Origin of the sequence: Amycolatopsis orientalis DSM 43388 (assembly GCF_000411975.1) — a bacterium.
GTDB lineage: Bacteria > Actinomycetota > Actinomycetes > Mycobacteriales > Pseudonocardiaceae > Amycolatopsis > Amycolatopsis orientalis_D.
This window is the reverse complement of record NZ_ASXG01000125.1, coordinates 37549-55953: the sequence shown is the minus strand read 5'-3', so window position 1 is coordinate 55953 and position 18405 is coordinate 37549. Positions and strand designations below refer to the sequence as shown.

The 18405-nt window shown below is 69.5% G+C and carries 15 protein-coding genes; 7 read left to right on the top strand and 8 right to left on the bottom strand.

Annotation, left to right across the window (positions count from 1 at the left end; all coding sequences use genetic code 11):
- Positions 1-4 precede the first annotated feature (4 nt).
- The 3 genes from L942_RS25385 to L942_RS25375 all read right to left on the bottom strand — a co-directional run bounded on the left by L942_RS25385 (position 5) and on the right by L942_RS25375 (position 6285).
- Positions 5-4930, bottom strand: coding sequence for an RHS repeat-associated core domain-containing protein (locus L942_RS25385; RefSeq protein ID WP_081655226.1), 4926 nt, complete (start codon positions 4928-4930; stop codon positions 5-7).
- 558 nt (positions 4931-5488) lie between these two features.
- Complete coding sequence (locus L942_RS25380) at positions 5489-5914, bottom strand: hypothetical protein (protein WP_037365093.1); 426 nt, start codon at positions 5912-5914, stop codon at positions 5489-5491.
- Positions 5915-5928: 14 nt separating this feature from the next.
- Positions 5929-6285, bottom strand: a complete 357-nt coding sequence (locus L942_RS25375; protein WP_037365057.1) for a hypothetical protein — start codon at positions 6283-6285, stop codon at positions 5929-5931.
- Positions 6286-6706: 421 nt separating this feature from the next.
- Here L942_RS25375 and L942_RS25370 point away from each other — a divergent pair, with 421 nt between their 5' ends.
- The gene (locus L942_RS25370; RefSeq protein WP_037365056.1) at positions 6707-8014 is read left to right on the top strand and encodes a helix-turn-helix transcriptional regulator; all 1308 of its coding nucleotides are present in this window, start codon (positions 6707-6709) and stop codon (positions 8012-8014) included.
- Between the two features lie 16 nt (positions 8015-8030).
- Complete coding sequence (locus L942_RS25365; RefSeq protein WP_037365054.1) at positions 8031-8921, top strand: phosphotransferase family protein; 891 nt, start codon at positions 8031-8033, stop codon at positions 8919-8921.
- A 170-nt stretch (positions 8922-9091) separates the two neighbouring features.
- On the opposite strand, the gene L942_RS25360 is transcribed toward L942_RS25365, so the two are convergent.
- The 4 genes from L942_RS25360 to L942_RS25345 form a co-directional block, all read right to left on the bottom strand.
- Positions 9092-10120, bottom strand: a complete 1029-nt coding sequence (locus L942_RS25360) for a copper resistance D family protein (protein ID WP_037365053.1) — start codon at positions 10118-10120, stop codon at positions 9092-9094.
- The gene (locus L942_RS25355; protein ID WP_037365051.1) at positions 10117-10677 is read right to left on the bottom strand and encodes a copper resistance CopC family protein; all 561 of its coding nucleotides are present in this window, start codon (positions 10675-10677) and stop codon (positions 10117-10119) included. The genes L942_RS25360 and L942_RS25355 overlap by 4 nt, the downstream gene beginning before the upstream one ends.
- On the bottom strand, positions 10677-11426 hold the full coding sequence (locus L942_RS25350) for a YcnI family copper-binding membrane protein (RefSeq protein ID WP_037365050.1): 750 nt from the start codon (positions 11424-11426) through the stop codon (positions 10677-10679). The genes L942_RS25355 and L942_RS25350 overlap by 1 nt, the downstream gene beginning before the upstream one ends.
- Positions 11427-11539: 113 nt before the next feature.
- Positions 11540-12085, bottom strand: a complete 546-nt coding sequence (locus tag L942_RS25345) for a hypothetical protein (protein ID WP_106965016.1) — start codon at positions 12083-12085, stop codon at positions 11540-11542.
- 280 nt (positions 12086-12365) lie between these two features.
- On the opposite strand from L942_RS25345, the gene L942_RS25340 reads away from it, so the two are divergent.
- The 4 genes from L942_RS25340 to L942_RS25325 are packed head-to-tail and all read left to right on the top strand — an operon-like array spanning position 12366 to position 15943.
- Complete coding sequence (locus tag L942_RS25340) at positions 12366-13013, top strand: ABC transporter permease (RefSeq protein WP_037365048.1); 648 nt, start codon at positions 12366-12368, stop codon at positions 13011-13013.
- Positions 13000-14196, top strand: a complete 1197-nt coding sequence (locus tag L942_RS25335; RefSeq protein ID WP_051166235.1) for an ABC transporter ATP-binding protein — start codon at positions 13000-13002, stop codon at positions 14194-14196. Before L942_RS25340 ends, L942_RS25335 begins: the two co-directional genes overlap by 14 nt.
- Positions 14193-14972, top strand: coding sequence for an ABC transporter permease (locus L942_RS25330; protein WP_037365046.1), 780 nt, complete (start codon positions 14193-14195; stop codon positions 14970-14972). The genes L942_RS25335 and L942_RS25330 overlap by 4 nt, the downstream gene beginning before the upstream one ends.
- On the top strand, positions 14972-15943 hold the full coding sequence (locus tag L942_RS25325) for a glycine betaine ABC transporter substrate-binding protein (RefSeq protein WP_051166234.1): 972 nt from the start codon (positions 14972-14974) through the stop codon (positions 15941-15943). The genes L942_RS25330 and L942_RS25325 overlap by 1 nt, the downstream gene beginning before the upstream one ends.
- 57 nt (positions 15944-16000) lie before the next feature.
- Here L942_RS25325 and L942_RS25320 read toward each other — a convergent pair whose 3' ends face one another.
- Positions 16001-16477 (bottom strand): DUF6474 family protein, encoded by a 477-nt coding sequence (locus L942_RS25320; RefSeq protein WP_037365044.1) that lies wholly within the window; start codon positions 16475-16477, stop codon positions 16001-16003.
- 106 nt (positions 16478-16583) lie between these two features.
- Here L942_RS25320 and L942_RS25315 point away from each other — a divergent pair, with 106 nt between their 5' ends.
- Complete coding sequence (locus tag L942_RS25315) at positions 16584-18230, top strand: TM0106 family RecB-like putative nuclease (RefSeq protein ID WP_037365043.1); 1647 nt, start codon at positions 16584-16586, stop codon at positions 18228-18230.
- The last annotated feature ends 175 nt before the right edge of the window (positions 18231-18405 follow it).

Here is an 18405-nt window from a genome sequence, read left to right as displayed (position 1 = left end):
AGCCCTACTTCTTGTCGGTCAACGGCGGCAGGTCGGCAGGCGGGATGGCCTCCCCCTTTTCGTTTCGGCTGAACGGGTCGCCCTTGGGCGCGTTGTCGAACTGGTCCGGGTACGGATGGCCCATGATGCGATTGCCGTTCTCGTCGTCCTTGATCGTGGGCGGTTTGAGGTCGTCGAAGTCCTTGATGAGCTTGTCCACATCCGCGGCGCTGTACTTGCCGGGATCTTTGCCGAGGTCGAGGAACCGGTCGCGCATTTCGCTCCAGTTCTTGAACTCTTCCTTCGTGCCGCCGGGCCAGTCGAAGTCCGAGCTGCCCTTCACGTTGTCCATAAACGCGTCCTGCTCGGGCTTTTTCATGTGGTCGGTGGCCTTGATCGCGCCGTCCGCGTATTCCCCTTTGATGTCCTTGAGGTAGCCCGATGAATTATCGAAGGCCTCCACCGGCGTCTCGCCGTTCTTGATGCGGTCCTGTACGTGCGGGAACTTGTCCACCACGCTGCCGATCGAGGTGTTCGGCTTGCCGGGGCCGAGCGGAAGGTTGTTCGGGTTGCTGTTCATCTTCCGCAGCTCGGTGGTGTACTTCTTCGTCAGCGCGGCCTGATCCTTGACTGGTTGGTGCTCCACCCACTTCTTCATGTTGTCCCGCATGGTCTGGAACGAAATGATGTGCCGTGCGTGGACCTTGTCCCCGGTGTTGTAGAACGGGCTCTTCGGATCCTTCTTCTGCGCGTCGATGACATCCTGGGCGCGCTTCTGGAATTTGCCCGGGCGCGCCCAGGGGCCCTTTTCCTTGTCGTCCGTCTTCGTTTTCTTGTTCGAATTGTCCGAGCTGGTGCTGGTGCCGTCGTCGTTGTCGTCGCGCTTGCGCTTGTTGCCGCCCTTGTCGGTCGAGGCGGATTTGGTGCTCCCGCCGCCGTTGTCGGCATTGTGCTTGGCCGTGGAGTCCGCCGGCGGCGGATCGACGGCCTTGCCTTTGCCCTTCCCTTTGCCACAGCCCTCGAGACCGAGCGGGTCGTAGGCGGCGAACGGGTCGGGCACGTAGGCGACCGGGTTCGGCCCGCCTTCCAGGCCGAGCGGGTCCTGGCTGAGGTAGCGCGCGGCGGCCGGGTCGTAGTAGCGGAACACGTTGTAGTGCAAGCCGGACTCGGCGTCGGCGTACTGGCCGGGGAACTGCAGCGGGATGCCGCCGGGCTGGACCCGGCCCCACAGCGAGCGGCGCGCGCTCCAGGCGAGTCCGCCGTGCTCGTCGATCAGGTCGGTCGGCGTGCCGATCGCGTCGGTGACCACGGACTCGAACCGGTCGCCGCCGGGGCCGCGTTCGAGCTGGGTGACCGGTTCGTCGGTGCCCGGCCGGCGTTCCCAGGTGGTCGTCCGGCGCACTCCGGCCGGGTCGGTGTGCTCCTGTTCGATGAGCACGAAGCCGTCCCACACGAACCGGGTCGATTCCGCGACCGAGCCGTCGGCCAGCAGGCGTTCCTTCGCGATCCGGCGGCCGAGCGGGTCGTACCGGTAACGCCATTGGACGCCGTCCGGCGTGCGCAGGCCGGTCAGCAGATCGCCGGTCCAGGCGTACTCCCACACCCGCACGCCGCCCGGATGCACCTCGCGGTGCCTGATCCGGCGGCCGAGGGAGTCGTAGTCGGACGACAGGCCCGGGCTGCCCGACCAGGCGGTCAGTTCACCGGCCGGGTTGTAGTGCAGTTCCTCCCGGCCCGCCGGGGACGACACCGCGACCACCCGTCCGGCCGGATCGCGCGTGAAGACGGTCTTGCCGGACAGGCTGTCCTGCACCGCGGCGAGGCTGCCGTCCGCGTAGTACTCGAGACCGCGTCGCCGCACCGGCGTTGTTCCACGGGAAACCTGCTGCGCGGTGACCAGCCCGCGCGGGCCGAACGCCTGCTGCAGGGTGCTGATGCCGTCGGTGTCGCGGGCGAGCACGCGGCCGTCGTCGTCCAGCCGGTACCTCACGCGGTGGCCCGCCGTGGTGAGCGAAATCGGCCGGTCTTCCTCGTCGAAGGTCCAGACGCTCTCCGCGCCGGACGGGGTGCGGCGGCGGATGGTCCGGCTCTGCTCGTCGTAGGAGAAGTGCACCTCGACGCCGTCGATCGCCTCGCGGACGACCCGGCCGTACAGATCGCGGTCGAACTCCACCACCGAATCCGCGGACTCCACCCGCACGACGTTGCCGACCGGGTCGTAGGCGTAGCGCACGGTGCGGTGCGGACCGCGGATCTCGACCCGGTTGCCGAGCAGATCGTAGGTGTTCTCGGTGACCGAACCGTCCGGCTCGGTCACCCGGATCGGCTGCCCGGCCGCGTCGTAGGCGTAGGTCCGGGTCCGGCCGTCGAAGTCGGTCTGCGCGATCAGTCGGCCGAGCGGGTCGTAGGTGTAGGTCCAGGTGCGGTTCAGCGGATCGGTGGCCGATGTAAGCCGCAGCTCGGTGTCGTAGGTGTAGCTGGTGCGCGCGCCGGACGGGTCCACGACCGCGGTGACCACGTCGAACGGGCCGTACTCGCGCCGGGTCACCCGGCCGAGTTCGTCGACGTGCTCGATCTCGTTGCCCTCGCGGTCGTATCGCCACATCGCGCGCTCGCGGCGCACGCCGATCCGCGAGGCGGGTTTGCCGTCGACCGTCCAGCCGAGCTGTGTCCGACCGCCGCCGACCTCGGGCGCCGAACGCGGCCGGCCGAACTGGTCCAGCTCGTCGCCGGAGGCTTCGGCCTCGAATTCGGCCGGGATGCCGGGCAATTCCGGTCCGGCGGGCTGGTCGTACCGGCGCTGCCAGGTCCGGCCGTTGCCGCGCACCGTGATCGAGACGAGTTCGGTGCCGTCGTGCTCCAGTTCGGCGAGGCTGCCGTCGGGACGGGCAATGGTGAGCGGGGTGCCGTCCTCGTCGTAGGTGTACTCGGTGACCCGGCCGAGCGGATCGACCCGGCGGAGCAGATTGCCGTAGCGGTCCCATTCGGAGAGCGTCACGTTGCCCAGCGGGTCGGTCTCCCGGACCGGACGGCCTTCCTCGTTGTACTCGTACTCCGAGACGTGGCCGAGCGAGTCGGTGAACCGGGTGATCCGCGCTGCGGGGAGGTACTCGAAGGCACCGCTGTAGAAGCCTTGCGCGCCTTCGGTGCGTACGCAGCGGCCTTCGGCGTCGTAGACGTAGCGGTAGACGACGCCGTTGCGGTCCTCCCAGCTCGTGACCCTGCCGTCGAGGTCGTAGGTGTAGCGCTTCGCCGTTCCCGAGGAATTGACGACCTCCGAAAGGTGGCCCTGGTAGTTGTAGCGATAGCCGCGCACGACGACGTCCGGAGCCGAGCCAGTGCCGATCATCCGCAATTCGGTGATCCGGTGCTCGTCGCCGCGGAAGCCGACCTGGAGCCCGCTGGAATGCGTGAGCAGCGCGGGAACGCCGTTGTCCGTATAGGACAGTTCGGTCCACGAGCCGTCGGCGTCCTCGATCGAACGCAGCGGCAACGCCTTGCCCTCGCCGGAAAACCGCATGGTCCGGTCCGGGCGCACCTGCTCGATGGTAAAACTGCCGTCGCCGTGTTTGCGCAGCGGCCAGCGCGCGCCCTCGATCGGCAACACCGGCTCGTCCCCGGCGGGCAGCGGGTAATAGAGGATGACACCTTCCGGTCCGTAGTACCGGAGGTATTCCTCGCCGAACTCCAGCCGCTGGTCCACAGTGGACGCCCAGGTCGGGCCGAACCAGCGCCCGGAGCGGTAGGACGAGCGATGCGTCCGCCGCACCAGCAGTTCCGGCAGGTCGAGGTCGTAATCCTCGACGAGCACCTCACCGCTGGAGATGACCACCGGGTCGGTCTTGCACTCCGGTTCGGGGTCGCTTTCCTTCTTCGCGTTCGACGCCTCGGTCTTGTCCTTCGCCGGGTCGGAGCGCTCGTTCCCGCCGCGGCCGGTGGTGCCCGCCTCGCCGCCGGATCCGCCGTTGCCCTCGTCCTTGGCGGGTTCGCGCGGGGGCGGCTCGTGGTTCCCGCCGCCCTTGTTTTCCCCCGGTCCGTCGTGCGCACCGGAGGTGCTGGTGGACTCGTCCTTGCCCGGAGGCGGTTTCTCGCCCCCGCCGCCCTTTTCGTCCGGGGTGTCCTTCGCTCCGGAGGGTTTGGTCGAGCCGCCGTCGGAAGCCTTGATGTCCTTCGGCGGGTGCGGGGCCTCTTTGCCGCCCGGCTTGATGCTCTTCATCGACTTGGCGACATCGTCGAACAGGCCGCGCGCCTTCGTGAGCAGCTTGCCGAGTTCCTTGAGCGCCTTGGTGAGGTTCTTGACCAGCTCGGCGATCTGCTTGGCGGTCTTGGCCACCAGGTTGACCACCTGCGGCACCACCCACGCCATCCCGATGCCGAGGGTGAAGAGCACCTGCAGCGCCCACGAGATCAGGTGCGCCACGACCTGGGCGATGGTGTCGCGCACGAGCATCCGCACCGCGCCGACGACCTCGCCGGCGGTCTTCACCCCGCTGCCCGCTCCCTCGCAGGCCTGCGCCGCGCCTTCGAGGGTCTTCGCGACCTCTTCGGCCTGTTTGCGGTAGGCGTCGGCGCTGTCGCCCTCCCAGGACTCAATGTCCTTTTTGACCTGTGCGGCCAGGTCCTGTGCGACGGAGCCGACCTCTTTGGAGATGTTCTTCCAGGTCTCGGAGTACGCGTGGATCTGGTCCGGGTCCCCGGCCAGTTTGTCCAGCGCTTCCTTGAGCGGGCCGACGTGTTCGAGCAGCCAGCCGACGCCCGCGGCGAGGATCGCGCCGAACGGGTCCATCACCGCGGCGAGCGCTTCCATGCCGACGCCGACCGCGCCCATCACGGTCGCCGCCCAGTCGCCGGACTCGATGCCGTCCTTGAGGCCCTTTCCGGCCTCGAGGATCGTGATGCCGGAGATGGCCGACGTCGAGTCCTGCTTTTCGGCCACCAACGGGTTCGACATGCCGGCCTTTCTCCACGCTCAACACCATCTCTTGGGCGCGCAGCCGAATTCGAACGCACGGCCCCCGAAGCAGGTTACCGACCGGTCGCCAGCGGTTGCCGTGGCGTTGCGCGGAATTACGCCGCTGGTGCCCGCGCGTACGGGCGGGGCGGAACCTCGGCCCAACGCCAAAACCCGCCCGCAGACGCCGGAATCCGGCGGCCAGGGGCGGGTCTGGGAAGTGGGACCGCGGGCCGGTGCCGGTCGGGGGAGGGGAGTGCAACGGCACCGGCCCGCGGAGTTCTCGGGTCGCGACCGGCGCTGGGGCCGGTGCGATGATCTTCAACCTAGCGTCCGATTACTGCGTCCGCTAGGTGTTCTGCCGGACATTTTTCGATTAATCGCGTTAAGTCTAGGGGGTGGCCGAGGGTGGCCCGTCGCGCTCGGGGGGACGGACGGACCAGCCCTCGGCCGGGCGAGGATGCCGGACGACCTGGCCGGTTGGGGATTCCGGAGGTCGCGCGCTCGCCAGTCGAATCCGGGTGAGGTGCTCCGCCCGGAAGCACCCCACCCGAAAGATCAGGCGCTGACCGGGCGCGGCTTCACCAGTGCGTGCCTGCCGGTGGTCTCGGCGGGGGATTCGGCTCGCCGGTTCTGCCCGGGAACAGCCGGGACCGCGGCGCGGCGGCGGGCCGGCCGGTGCCCGGCGCCGCCCGCCAGCGTCTGCGGGGCCAAGCCGCCGGCGACCAGGTGCTCGTGCGCTACCTGCCACACCGAGCACGGGGCCTTGCAGCGGTGCCAGCGCGTCGAACAGGTGGGGCAGTCGCCGCGCTCGTCGGGCTCGTGCGCCTGCAGCATCGCGCGCCAGCCCTCGGCCAGCCGCGGCAGTTCGGAGCGGGCGACCGAGACCAGCGACGGGGCATCGGCGCGTTCCGCCAGGTCGGACAGCATGTCGAGGCGCTCCCATACGGCGTTGCGGAGAACCTGCCCGAGAACCTGATCCATGGAGAAACTCACCGTCACCTTTCCGCCATAGTGGCGGCTTCGTTGAGCGCGGCCCGGAGCTGGCCGAGCTGACCGGACGTGAGACGGGCGGTCTCCCCGGGCGGGGACACCACGACGACCTCGTCGTCCTCGACGAACACCGTGACGGCGCGCTCGCGGCTGATGAGATCGCCGCACTGCACGCGCCACACGACCTGGCCGCCCTCGAAATGCCGCACGCCCGCGGTACGCGGGTCGGCGGACACCGAAGCGGCGACAGCGGAAGCGACGGTAGGCGGCACCGGACGTGCCGTGGTGATTCCCGGGGCGGGCCGAACGGGCCGCACCGCGGTCCCGGTTTGTCCTCCACCGAGCGATTCCACGAACTCCACTGTCCCTCCACGCTTTCTCGTCCCGGGCGGGTGCACCTTGCGGGATGCATCCGCGCCGGCAGATCTGTGTCGTCGGGTCCATCGCTCTCCGTGATCGCCGCGGGTGACCGGGCGCTGACGGAGATCTGGCAACTACAGTGAAGTGAAACCGGGGGCGAGAGAAGGTCGAAACCGCGTCATAGCGGTGACCGGACCGCGTTCCACGGTAAGCGGTCAGCGGAGTTCGGCCCTGCCGATCAACCCCGCTGTCCGCCCGTTTCACAAGGTTCTCGCGGGTGCTTAGGGTGCTGATCAGACGCCCAGGAGACGGTGAGGGGGCGCAATGGCAATGGATGCCAGTGCTGGCAGTGGTTCCGGAGTCTCGCACGCAGACGCCCGGTCAGGCAGTCCGGTTCCGGCCGATGCCTGGGAACAGCCCGAGATGCGGGAGGCGCTCGCCGCCCGCGAGGTCAGTGCCGTGTACCGGCTGTTGCGCAAACACGGGGTATCGCAGCGCCAGATCGCCGCGATGACCGGCCAGTCGCAGTCCGAGGTGTCGGAGATCCTCAAGGGTCGCCAGGTCATGGCCTACGACGTGCTCACGAGAATCGCCGACGGCCTGGGTGTCCCCCGTGGATACATGGGTCTCGCCTACGACGAGACCACGGCGATACGGGTCGTCGGCGCGTCCGACGGCCGGCAGGCTGAGGAGGACGAGTCCGTGAAGCGACGGAGGTTCCTCGCGCACGCCGCCCAGGTCACGATGGGTGCGGCGGTGTTCGGTCCGGAATCCGGCACGTGGTCGGAGGCGCCCGCGCGCACTCCCGCCCCGGGGCGCATCGGGACGACCGACGTGCGCCAGGTGGAGGCGGCGACCAGAGCGTTGCGCGCGCTCGATTACCAGTACGGCGGCGGGTTCTGCCGCGACGCCGTGGTCGCGCAGCTGTCCTGGGGACAGCAGATGCTCGACTCCAGCGCCGCCGAGCAGGTGAAGAACCGGCTGTACACCGCGATCGCCGACCTGCACAGCCTCGCCGGATGGACGTCGTTCGACACCGGTCTGATGGACTCCGCCCGCGGGCATTTCGCGCAGGCGCTCGACCTGGCCAAACAGGGCGGCGACCACCATCTGGTGGCGAACGTGCTGTACCGGATGGGCCGCGTCTACCTGCACCAGGACGCCGCGAACGACGCGCTCAAGCTGTTCCAGCTCGGCCAGATCGCCGCGCAGGAATCCGGTTCCGAGCTGGCCGTCGCGGTGCTCTGCGCCAACGAGGCGTGGGCCTACGCGATGATGGGCAACGAGGAGCAGTCGGTGAAGCTGCTCGGCCGGTGCAAGGACGAATTCGCCCGCGCCGACCTGGCCAAGGCCGAATCGTGGGTCAAGTTCTTCAACGAGACCGACGTCTACGCGATGACCGGCACCGTGCACACCGTGCTGGCGATGAAGAACCCCGAGCACACGAAGTACGCGATCCCGGCGCTGAGCCGCGCGGTCGACACCTACACCGACGACATGGCGCGCAGCAAGGCGTTCATGCTCAGCGCGCTCGCCACGAATCACCTGCTCGAGGGCGATATCGACCACGGCGTCAAGGTCGGCGGCAAGGCCATCGAATGCGCGGAGAGCATCAAGTCCGCGCGGGTCAAGGACCGGATGCGGCCCCTGCTCGCGGAGGCCGAGCGGCGGAGCAACAACCCCGACGCCCGCGACCTGGCCGACCGGCTCAAGATCTTCTACGCGGCCTGAACCGACCGGATTCGCCTTGCCCGAAGGCAGGTTCACCCCTGCGAAACTGCGCCGGGTGCTGGCGGCGGTCTGCGCGCGGCTCGGCCTCGATCCGGCTGGTGCGCGGCTGCTGCGGTTCACCAACAACGCGGTGTTCGCGCTGAACAGCGCGCCGGTCGTCGTCCGGATCGTCGGCTCCACCAGATTGCGCCATCGGGTCGGCACGGTCGTGCGCGTGGCCGAGCATTTCGCCCGGCACGGCGTGCCCGCGGTCCGGCTGTTGTCCGGGGTCGAGCAACCGCTTGACGTGCACGGACACCTGGTCACCGTGTGGGATCTGGTGCCGTTCGCCGGCCCGCCGCCGACGCCCGCGGACCTGGCCGGACTGCTGCGGAAGGTGCACGCGCTGCCCCCGCCCGACGGCCTGCCGGAATGGGAGCCGCTGCGGTCGATCGAGGCGCGGGTCGCCGACGCCGAGGAGCTCGCCGCCACCGACCGGCGGTTCCTGCTGGAGCGCTGCGCCGAGGTGCAGGACCGGCTCGACACCCCGGATTTCCCGCTGACCAGGGGATTCGTGCACGGCGACGCGCATCCGGGGAACGTGCTGCCCGGCCCGGACGGCCCGGTGCTGTGCGATTTCGATTCCTCGTGCGTCGGCCCGCCGGAGTGGGACCTGACGCCGCTCGCCGTCGGCCGCGAACGGTTCGGGGATCCGCCGGCCCGATATGCGGAGTTCGCGTCGGCGTATGGCTTCGACGTGACGTCCTGGCCGGGGTTCTCGGTGCTCCGGGAGGTGCGGGAGCTGAAGCTGACGACGAGTGTGCTGCCGATTCTGCGCAGTCATCCGCCGGTGCGGGCTGAACTCCGCCGTCGGCTGGCGGACCTGCGCGCCGGCCGGACGGCCACCGCGTGGACGCGATACCGGTGAACGGCATTCTGCACGTGCATTCGCCGACTGCAGATGACCGTTCGCCGCATTCCGTCGATGGCTGACGAGGTATCGCTGCGCAGCGATAATTCGGTCCGGCAGATCGCCCCAGATAGCGTACTGCTAGTCCCAATGTGCAAGTTGCGGCTACCCGCCGTCACCTCGGCCGCTCAGGACACCGCGACCGGAGCCCGGGTGAGCACGACGGCGAAGCCGAAAGCGAGCCCCATCACGGTCAGCTCCAGCGTTGCCCACGAAGCGAGCGCCGTCCGCTGGTGTCGCACGATGCGCGGCATCAGCCGCCACCGCAAGTTGGCGGCGAGCAACGCGATCGTGCCGGTGCAGAGCACTTTCAGCATCATCAGCTGCCCGTACGGCGTGGTGAACACGCCCGCCCAGAAGCCGATCGTCGGGTTGGCGAGGATCTCCACGATGCCGTTGAACAGGCCGGTCACCGCGGACAGGATCAGGCAGAGCGTCGCCAGTTTCGAAAACCGCGGCAGCGCGTGCGCGAGCAGCGTCCGGTTGGCGGTGAGCAGCACGATCATCGCGCCGAGGCCGCCGCACCAGGCGACCGCGCTCATCACGTGCAGCTCCATCGAGATCATCGTGTAGTCGTGATAGGCCCAGTTCGACGCGTGGCCGGTGACCGGCAACGGGAGCAGCGCGAACATGCCCAGGCCCACCCGTACTTCGGCGGGCACCTTCTCGCCCTTGCGCAGCGCGATGAACCCGAGCGCGGCGTGCAGCAGCGCGAGCACCGCAACGATCACCAGCGCCTTGCCCGCGCCGACCTCGGCGATGTAGCTGCCGATGTCTCCCGCGGTCAGCATCCGCTTGCCCGGCTTGTACTCCGCGGTCTGCAGGATCAGCGCGACCACCGCGGTCGCCGCCCAGATCAGCGCGGCGGCGACCGCGGCGGGCCGAGCCCGGCGCAGCACCGGTTCGGTGAGCTTCGGCCGGTCGTACCCGACCAGCACGGACAGTAGGGCCAGCCCGATCGTCGCGACCGCTGCCAGATCCAGCAGCACCCGCACGATCGGGATGGCCGCCGAGACCACCTCGCTGGGTTCCACCACGCCCGGAATGGGCGAGGACGCGGTGAGCGCGATGCCGATCAGCGCGCCCAGCAGTCCGGCAACGACCACGCAGGCGAGCGTGGCCCAGCGGACGGCGGAGGTGGTCTCGGCTCGCGTCACTGGTCCGCCTTGTCCGGTCCGGGGTCGCGGCCGCTGCGCAGCGCGACGGTCAGGCCGATCGCGAGCAGCACCACCGCACCGGCGATCCACACCCAGATCGGCACGCCGCTCGACGACGACTCCGCCGGAGCGGACTGGGCGGGAGCGCCGGCCGCCTTGGCCGCGTCACCCTTGGCCGGGGTGCCGGTGCCCGCGGTGGTGAGGGTGAACGGGATCTCGCCGGACACCGGGTGCCCGTCGGCGGAGAGGATCCGGTAGCCGACGGTGTACTTGCCGGCCGGGCCGAGCGGCCGCAGCGGCGCGCTGATCACGTTGTTCTCCACCGTCACCGGACCCTCGGCCCACTGGCTGCCGTCCGGGCCGGTCACCGCGATCTGGTTGACGTCGGCGTTCTGCACGTACTGGTCGAACGTGAGCGTGACCTTCGCCGGTCCCTTGGCGAGCGAAGCGCCATTGGCCGGATCGGAGTTGATCAGCACGTTGTGCGCCAGCGCCGGGGTGGCCGTGCCTAGCAGGGCCACCCCGGAAATCGCCAGCGCAAGTAGCGCTTTACGCATTACTTCGTTTCCTCGGTCTTTCCGGCGGCAGGACGTCGGGAACGCAGCACCGCGCCCGCCCCGACGCCGAGCCCCAGCGCGCCGACCACGAGGCCGGCCCCGCCGAGCCAGCGCGCCGTGTTGTCCGCGGACGACGCGGCCTCGGCGTTCTCTCCGGCCGCCGTGGTCTGCGCGTGGCCGCCGTGCTCCGAGGCTTCGGCGGCAGCGAGCTTGACGGTCGGCGCCGGGTGCTCCGGCTCCTCGCCGCTGGGCGGGGTGGGCTGGTTCCAGTCCACCACTTTGCCACCCTCGTAGGTCTGGATCGCCGGGAACTCGAGCTGGTCGACGTTCGAGGGCAGCGGCCCGGCGCTGATCTCGAACTCCTGGAACTGCCCGTTGACGATCTTCGTGCCGGGCTCGGCCGTCCAGACGACCTTGGTCACGGCCTCGGTGATCTTGGTGCCGGACGCGGTGGTCACCGGCTGGCTCAGCGGCGACTTGGTGACCTCGGCGGTCCATCCCGGGATCGGCTTGGTGCTCACGCTGCCGATGCCGTAGTCCGGTTTGAGGTCGACCTCGACCTTGATCGTGCCGAGTTTCGCGTCCTCGTTGGGAACGCGGAAGAAGATCGCTCCGTAGCCGCCCTTGGCCGGCTGGCTGCCGTAGACGTTGGCGGTCACGTGCGCGGACGCGATGCCGGCGCCGAGCAGGCCGGTGGCGGCGACGGTCGCGGCGAGCACGCCGGCACGACGGAAGACATGGTGGGACACAACTGCTCCTGAACAGGGGTGAGCCGACGTAGGGCAAGGCCTGCGCCGGAAAAGGGGGAAGGGGTGGTGAGTGGCAAAGCCGGTTAGAACCGGCGTCAGCACTCACGAGAAGTTCAGGAGCGCTCCGGCGGCCCACGCCGCCCACGCACCCGCCGCAGTTCAACGCACAGCACCGGTACCGCCCGCTCGGGCCGTGGTCTCGCGACTCCGCCCGCCGCCGCTGGCACCGGCAACGGCCGGATCAGCAGCGGAAGAATCACCCGCACCACGTGCAGCACCGCGAGCAGCATCGCGTCCGCCCGCGCCAGCACCAGCGCGGTGAGCAGGGTCGCGACGGCGTGCGCCGCGGTCATCGCCCAGCCGTCCGGGGCGGCGGGCACCCCGCTCGGGTCGTGCCCGCCGAGCGTCGTCAGCACCAGGTGCATGACGAGCTGCCCGCCGCCGAGCACGGCGATCGTGCCGAGCGGTCCGCGCGCCCGGCCGGCGAGCGCGGTGGCGGTCCAGCCGAGCAGGCCGGTCAGCAGGAGGGTGAGCGCCGGATCGGGCAGGCCGCCGTCGGCGACCGCGTGCGCGGTGACCGCGAGTGACGCCGAACTCAGCGCGAGCAGTCCGCCACGGACAGCGGCGAGTGCGCCGCGGTGCCGGGCTGGGGTGCTCATTCGGGCAGCTTAACGGCACTCCGGTGGGTGACTGAAGCGTCTCGAATGGTGAGCACCTGCGGAAAACGTCCAGGTGGACGGGTCTCGATCCGGTAAAAACCGTCCGGTGGGGCCCCTCGCTTCGGTTGCCGACCCCGGGCGGATGCGAAACGGTGGGTAATCACAACCGAGAAGTGGGGGTTTCGACTGTATCCGTTCCGGGTAGTCACCCTGCCGACTGATGGGCTACTCCGAACGGGTGACGTCCGGGGCTCGCAAGCTGGCGGGAGAACGAATACGGATGAACCTCTTCGAGTACATCTCGGACCGGTGGGGAAGGCTGCTGCTCCAGGCGTGGCTGCACACCAGCATGGTCGTGCAGTGCACGATCCTCGCCGCGATCCTTGGCGTGCTGATCGGCATCGCCGTCTATCGCAGCCCCATCGGCTCCGCCGTCGCCACGGCACTGGCCAGCACGATCCTCACCGTCCCGTCGTTCGCCCTGCTGGGTCTGCTGATCCCGCTGTCCGGCCTCGGCTCGACCACCGCGGTGATCGCGCTCGTGCTCTACGGCCTGCTGCCGATCGTCCGCAACACGATCGTCGGCCTCGACGCGGTCGACCCGGCGATCACTGACGCCGCCCGCGGCATCGGGATGAGCCGGATCTCCGTGCTCACCCGGGTCGAACTGCGGCTGGCCTGGCCGGCGATCCTCACCGGCATGCGGGTCGCGACGCAGATGCTGATGGGCATCGCGGTGATCGCGGCTTACGCCAAGGGGCCCGGCCTCGGCTCGGAGGTCTTCTCCGGCCTCACCAACGCCGGGAGCACGAACTCCCTCAACCAGGCCCTCACCGGCACCGTCGGCGTGGTCATCCTCGCGCTGGTGCTCGACGGCATCTATGTCCTGATCAAGCGATTCACCGTTTCTAGGGGTGTCCGTGGCTGAGCACACTGCGACCGAAGAAAACGTCTCCGGCGTCGAGATCGAACTCGACCACGTCACCAAGCGCTACTCCGGCACCCGGGCCCCGGCGGTCGACGACTTCTCGATGGTCGTGCCCGCGGGCAAGATCGTGGTGTTCGTCGGCCCGTCCGGCTGCGGCAAGACCACCACGATGCGGATGATCAACCGGCTGATCGAGCCGACGTCCGGCCGGATCACCATCGGCGGGCAGGACGCGCTGAAGCTCGACGTGGACACCCTGCGCAGGCAGATCGGCTACGCGATCCAGCAGGCCGGGCTGTTCCCGCACTTCACCGTCGCGCAGAACATCGCCGTCGTGCCCGGACTGCTCGGCTGGGACAAGAAGAAGGTCTCCGCGCGCGTCGAGGAGATGATGGACCTGGTCGGGCTCGACCCGGCCGATTTCCGCGACCGCTACCCGCGCCAGCTGTCCGGCGGGCAGCAGCAGCGCGTCGGAGTGGCCCGCGCGCTCGCCGCCGACCCGCCGGTGCTGCTGATGGACGAGCCGTTCGGCGCGGTCGACCCGATCACCCGCGGCAACCTGCAGGACGAACTGCTGCGGCTGCAGACCGACCTGAAGAAGACGATCGTCTTCGTCACGCACGACTTCGACGAGGCGGTCAAGCTCGGCGACCGGATCGCGGTGCTCGGAAACCAGTCGAAGATCCTGCAGTACGACACCCCGGAGTCGATCCTGGCGAACCCGGCGGACGACACCGTCGCCGGTTTCGTGGGCGCCGGTGCTTCGCTCAAGCAGCTGACCCTGCTGCGCGTGCGCGACGTCGAACTGCAGCAGGACGCGCTCACCACGACGATCGAAGAAGCGCCCGCGGACGTGCGGGAGAAGCTCAGCAAATCGCGCAAGCCGTTCGCGCTGGTGCTGGACCAGCGGCGCCGGCCGATCCGCTGGGTGCACGTGCGCGAGCTGACCAACGCCACCTCGCTGGGTGCGGTCGGCAAGCCGCTGCGCGACATCGTGAGCCTCCAGTCGACGCTGCAGGACGCGCTCGAGGCGATGCTCGCCGAAGGCGGTTCGGTGCCGGTCACCGGCCCGCGGGGCGAGTACGCGGGCACGATCAAGCTGGACACGGTCATCGCGACCATCCAGCAGCTGCGCGACGAGCACGCGGACGACCACGTCGAAGAGGACGGGGCCACCGCATGACCGCTGCCGTCGATACCGGATTCAGCACCGAGTCGGGTTCCCGCCGCGCGGAACGCGTCCGGCTGTTCGCCCAGCCCGCCGTGGTCGTGCTGATCGTCGCCGCCACGCTCGTCTGGGTGTTCGCCAGCGGGCTCACCGCGACCGAGAAGGAAACGCTCAACGCGACGTCGCTGCTGACCGCGCTGCGCGACCACGTGGCGATGACCGTCGTGGTCACCGCGATCGTGGTGCTGGTGGCGGTGCCGCTCGGCATCGTCGTGACCCGGCCGTGGGCGAAGTGGCTCGCGCCGATCTTCCTGGCCATCGCCAACATCGGACAGGCCGCGCCCGCGCTGGGCGTGCTGGTGCTGTGGTTCATCTTCACCGGCGCGGTCGGCGGTCTCTGGGTCGCCGCGCTGCCGCTGGCGTTCTATTCGCTGCTTCCGGTGCTGCGCAACACGATGGTCGGCATTCAGCAGGTGGACCCGTCGCTCATCGACGCCGGCCGCGGCATCGGGATGTCCGCGCAGAAGGTGCTGTGGCGGGTGGAATTCCCGCTCGCCGTCCCGCTGATCCTGGCCGGTCTGCGCACGTCGCTCGTGCTGGCGGTCGGCACCGCGACGTTCGGCATGTTCGTCAACGCCGGCGGGTTCGGCCTGCTCATCGACACCGGCTACAAGCTCAACCTCACCAAGGTGCTGATCACCGGCTCGGTGCTGGCCGTCGCGCTGGCGCTGCTGGTGGACTGGCTGGGCGCGGTCGCCGAGCAGTACTTCGGACCGAAGGGACTGCGCTGATGAACGTCCTGAAAAAGGCGGGAGCGCTGGTCGGCGCCGCCCTGCTCGCCGGGACGCTCTCGGCGTGCGGGCTCGACGTCAACACCTCGATCCCGTTCAAGATCGAACCGGGTTCGATCCGGCCGATCCCGTCGCTGCAGGGCGTGCGGGTGGTCGTCGGGTCGAAGGACTTCACCGAGAACATCATCCTCGGCTACATGGCCGAAATGGCGCTGAGCGCGGCGGGCGCGGACGTCATCGACCTCACCGACATCAAGGGGTCGAACTCGTCGCGGCAGGCGCTGCTCAACGGGCAGACCGACGTGACCTGGGAGTACACCGGCACCGGCTGGATCAACTACCAGGGCAACGAACTGCCGGTTCCGGGCGGGGAGAAGGCGCAGTACGAGGCCACGAAGAAGGCGGACGCGGAGAAGTACGGCGTCACCTGGCTGAACTACTCGCCGCTGAACGACCAGTACGCGTTCGCCACCACCGAGGCGTACGCGGCGAAGAACAACCTGAAGACCACCTCGGACCTGGCGAAATTCCTCACCTCGCATCCGGACCAGAACCGGTTCTGCCTGGAGACGGAGTTCACCAGCCGCCAGGACGGGTTCCCGGCGGCGGTCAAGGCGTACGGGTTCAAGAACCCGAAGATCGAGAACTTCGGGATCGGCACGATTTACTCGGCGGTGGCCAACGGCACCTGCCCGATCGGCGAGGTGTTCACCACCGACGGCCGGATCTCCGGGCTGAACCTGCGCGTGCTCGAGGACGACAAGAAGGCGTTCCCGCAGTACAACGCCGCGCCGACGCTGCGCACGGACTTCCTCAACCAGCACCCGGACATCCGCGGGCCGCTGGAGGCGGTGGGGGCGGCGCTCGACAACAAGCAGATGGTCGAGCTGTGCAAGCAGGTCGACGTCGACGGCAAGGACGCGGGCACCGTCGCGCACGACTGGATGCTGCGGAAGGGCTTCATCAAGTAGCCCGGGCGGACAGCGGAAAGGGCCCCTTGAGTTCGCTCAAGGGGCCCTTTGCCGTGTTCAGACGCCCAAGCGGTGCAGCAGCTGGTCTTCCAGCCGTTCGAGCTCGCCGGTGACCGCGCGGTGCGCGGCCTTGCGCCGAGCCGCGGGCATGCGCTCGGCGGCCCGCACCGTGGCCGACAGCTGTTCCAGCGTCGACTGCGTTTCGGCGGCGAACTTCTGGTCCGCGTCGGTCGCCTTCGCCGACTTCTTCAGCTCGCCGAGCCCCTGCACGAGACCCGCGATCCGGGCGTGCAGCGCCGCGCCGCGGCCGGTGTACTCGCCGAGCTGATCGACGGCCACGCCCAGCTTGCGGGCCTGGTAGCGGTCGTACGCCTCCCGCGCCGCGCCCGCCGCGCGGACCGCGTACGGCGCGAGCACCGGCAGCACCGCCGGTCCGAGCACCTTGGCCACCGCGACCGCGTTCTTCGCCTTCTTCGGGGTGATCCGGGCTTCACCCTCGTCCTTGGCCTTGTCCTGCTTGGCCTTGCGCGCCATGGCCGTTACCTCCCACGCCTTCTCCGCATGAACTTACTGGTCCCCGACCTGACGGGCATGTCGGCTCGCGCGGGGAATGTCGTACCCACGATCTATTGTGATCGCTATGGGAGACGAGGTGTTGCTCGACGCGGGAGCAGTGAGTCGTTGCCGCCGCCGGGTGCACCTGGAACACGACCCGGCGATGCGCGACGTGCCGCTGCCGCCGCCGGATCCGACCGCGCAACAGCGCATCGACGACGCGACTGCGCACCGCGAAGAAATCCTCGAACAGCTGGTCGCGGCCTCGGGGCCGGACGCCACCTGGGCGCGGGTGCCGCGCACCGCCCCGGCGGGCGAGCGGGTGCGGCTCACCGAGCAGGCGTTCGCCGAGGGCACGCGGTACATCTGGGGCGCGCTGCTGCCCGCCGACCCGGTCGGGCATCGGCGCGGCGGCATCGACCTGCTCGTGCGGGTGGGCGACGGCTACGTGCCGGTGCTGGTGGTGCGGCACCGGATCACCGACCGCGGCCAGGGCGCGCCCACCACCGCGATGACGGAGCTCGACCCGGCCCGCCGCTCGCCGGACGAGCTGCGCAAGGTGCGCTCGCAGCCGCGAGACCAGCTGCGGCTCGCGCACCTGCGGCGAATGCTGGAGACGCACGGGCTGGCGGCCAGCGGCCGCGCGGTCGGCGGCGTGATCGGTCTCGACGCTGACGTCGTCGTCTGGCACGACCTCACCGCGGGCACCTGGCCGGGCGGGCGCAGCGCGCTGGACGAATACGACGCGCGCTTCGCGGACCGGCTCGCGGTGGCGACCGCGGCCGCCACCGGCGCCGAAGCGCTGGCCGCGCCCTCGCGGGTGCTGGAGTGCCGGCGGTGTCCGTTCTGGCCCACCTGCGAGGTCGTGCTCACCGAGACGCGCGACGTGAGCCTGGTGGTGCGCGGCGAGGACGCGGGAGAACTGCGTCGCGTCGGAGTGTCCACAGTAGACAAGCTGGCCGCGCTGGACCCGGCCGCCGAGCCGCCGCCGATGAACTGGACCGGCGGCACGTTCTCGGACGCGATCATGCTCGCCCGGGCCTGGCTGGCTGATCTCACGGTGGTGCGCCGCACGCCGGAGGTCGAGGTGCCGCGCGCGGACGTCGAGGTCGACGTGGACATGGAAAGTTTCGGAGATTCCGGGGCTTATCTGTGGGGCACGCTGCTGTCCGGAGTGGACATCGGGGTGCCGCGGGGCTATCGCGCGTTCGCGACCTGGGAGCCGTTGCCGACGGTGGACGAGGCGCGGTCGTTCGCCGAATTCTGGACGTGGTTCACGGAGGTGCGGGAGCGGACCCTCGCCGCTGGACTGACTTTCCGGGCGTATTGCTACAACGCGCTCGCGGAGAACCGGTGGCTGTTCGGCTCGGTCGAGCGGTTCGGCGAGCACCCCGGGGTGCCGGACAAGCGAACTGTGCAGTCCTTTGTGGACTCTGATGAGTGGGTGGACCTCTTCCGCAGCGTCACGGACCAGTTCCTGTGCTCGCGGGGCAAGGGACTGAAGGTGATCGCGCCGGTGGCCGGGTTCGCCTGGCGGGATCCGGAGGCCGGCGGCGAGGCGTCGATGCGGTGGTACCGGGACGCGGTCGGTATGGACGGCGAGGTCCCCGACGACGAACAACGGGAACGGTTGCTGCGGTACAACGAGGACGACGTGCTGGCGACCAAGGCCCTGCGGGAATGGATGAGTTCGCGGGCTCAGGACGAGGTCCCGTACATGCTGGACATCTGAGGTTTGCTGCTGACCGCGTCGGTGGCCTGAGGTGGGCCACCACCCCTCAGCCGGATTGTTTTTGGCTTCGTATCGGGGTGGCGGGGGTGTGGGTGGTTGTCTTCGTGCGTGGTCCGAGCGTTTGCTCGTTGCCGTCCCTCCCGTTTCGGCATATACTCGTCTGCGAGTAATCGCC

Coding starts and splice junctions, on each gene's coding strand:
- L942_RS25385 (WP_081655226.1), bottom strand. CDS start 4,930: ATGTCGAACCCGTTGGTGGCCGAAAAGCAGGACTCGACGTCGGCCATC.
- L942_RS25380 (WP_037365093.1), bottom strand. CDS start 5,914: ATGGATCAGGTTCTCGGGCAGGTTCTCCGCAACGCCGTATGGGAGCGC.
- L942_RS25370 (WP_037365056.1), top strand. CDS start 6,707: ATGCGGGAGGCGCTCGCCGCCCGCGAGGTCAGTGCCGTGTACCGGCTG.
- L942_RS25355 (WP_037365051.1), bottom strand. CDS start 10,677: ATGCGTAAAGCGCTACTTGCGCTGGCGATTTCCGGGGTGGCCCTGCTA.
- L942_RS25345 (WP_106965016.1), bottom strand. CDS start 12,085: ATGAGCACCCCAGCCCGGCACCGCGGCGCACTCGCCGCTGTCCGTGGC.
- L942_RS25340 (WP_037365048.1), top strand. CDS start 12,366: ATGAACCTCTTCGAGTACATCTCGGACCGGTGGGGAAGGCTGCTGCTC.
- L942_RS25330 (WP_037365046.1), top strand. CDS start 14,193: ATGACCGCTGCCGTCGATACCGGATTCAGCACCGAGTCGGGTTCCCGC.
- L942_RS25325 (WP_051166234.1), top strand. CDS start 14,972: ATGAACGTCCTGAAAAAGGCGGGAGCGCTGGTCGGCGCCGCCCTGCTC.
- L942_RS25320 (WP_037365044.1), bottom strand. CDS start 16,477: ATGGCGCGCAAGGCCAAGCAGGACAAGGCCAAGGACGAGGGTGAAGCC.
- L942_RS25315 (WP_037365043.1), top strand. CDS start 16,584: ATGGGAGACGAGGTGTTGCTCGACGCGGGAGCAGTGAGTCGTTGCCGC.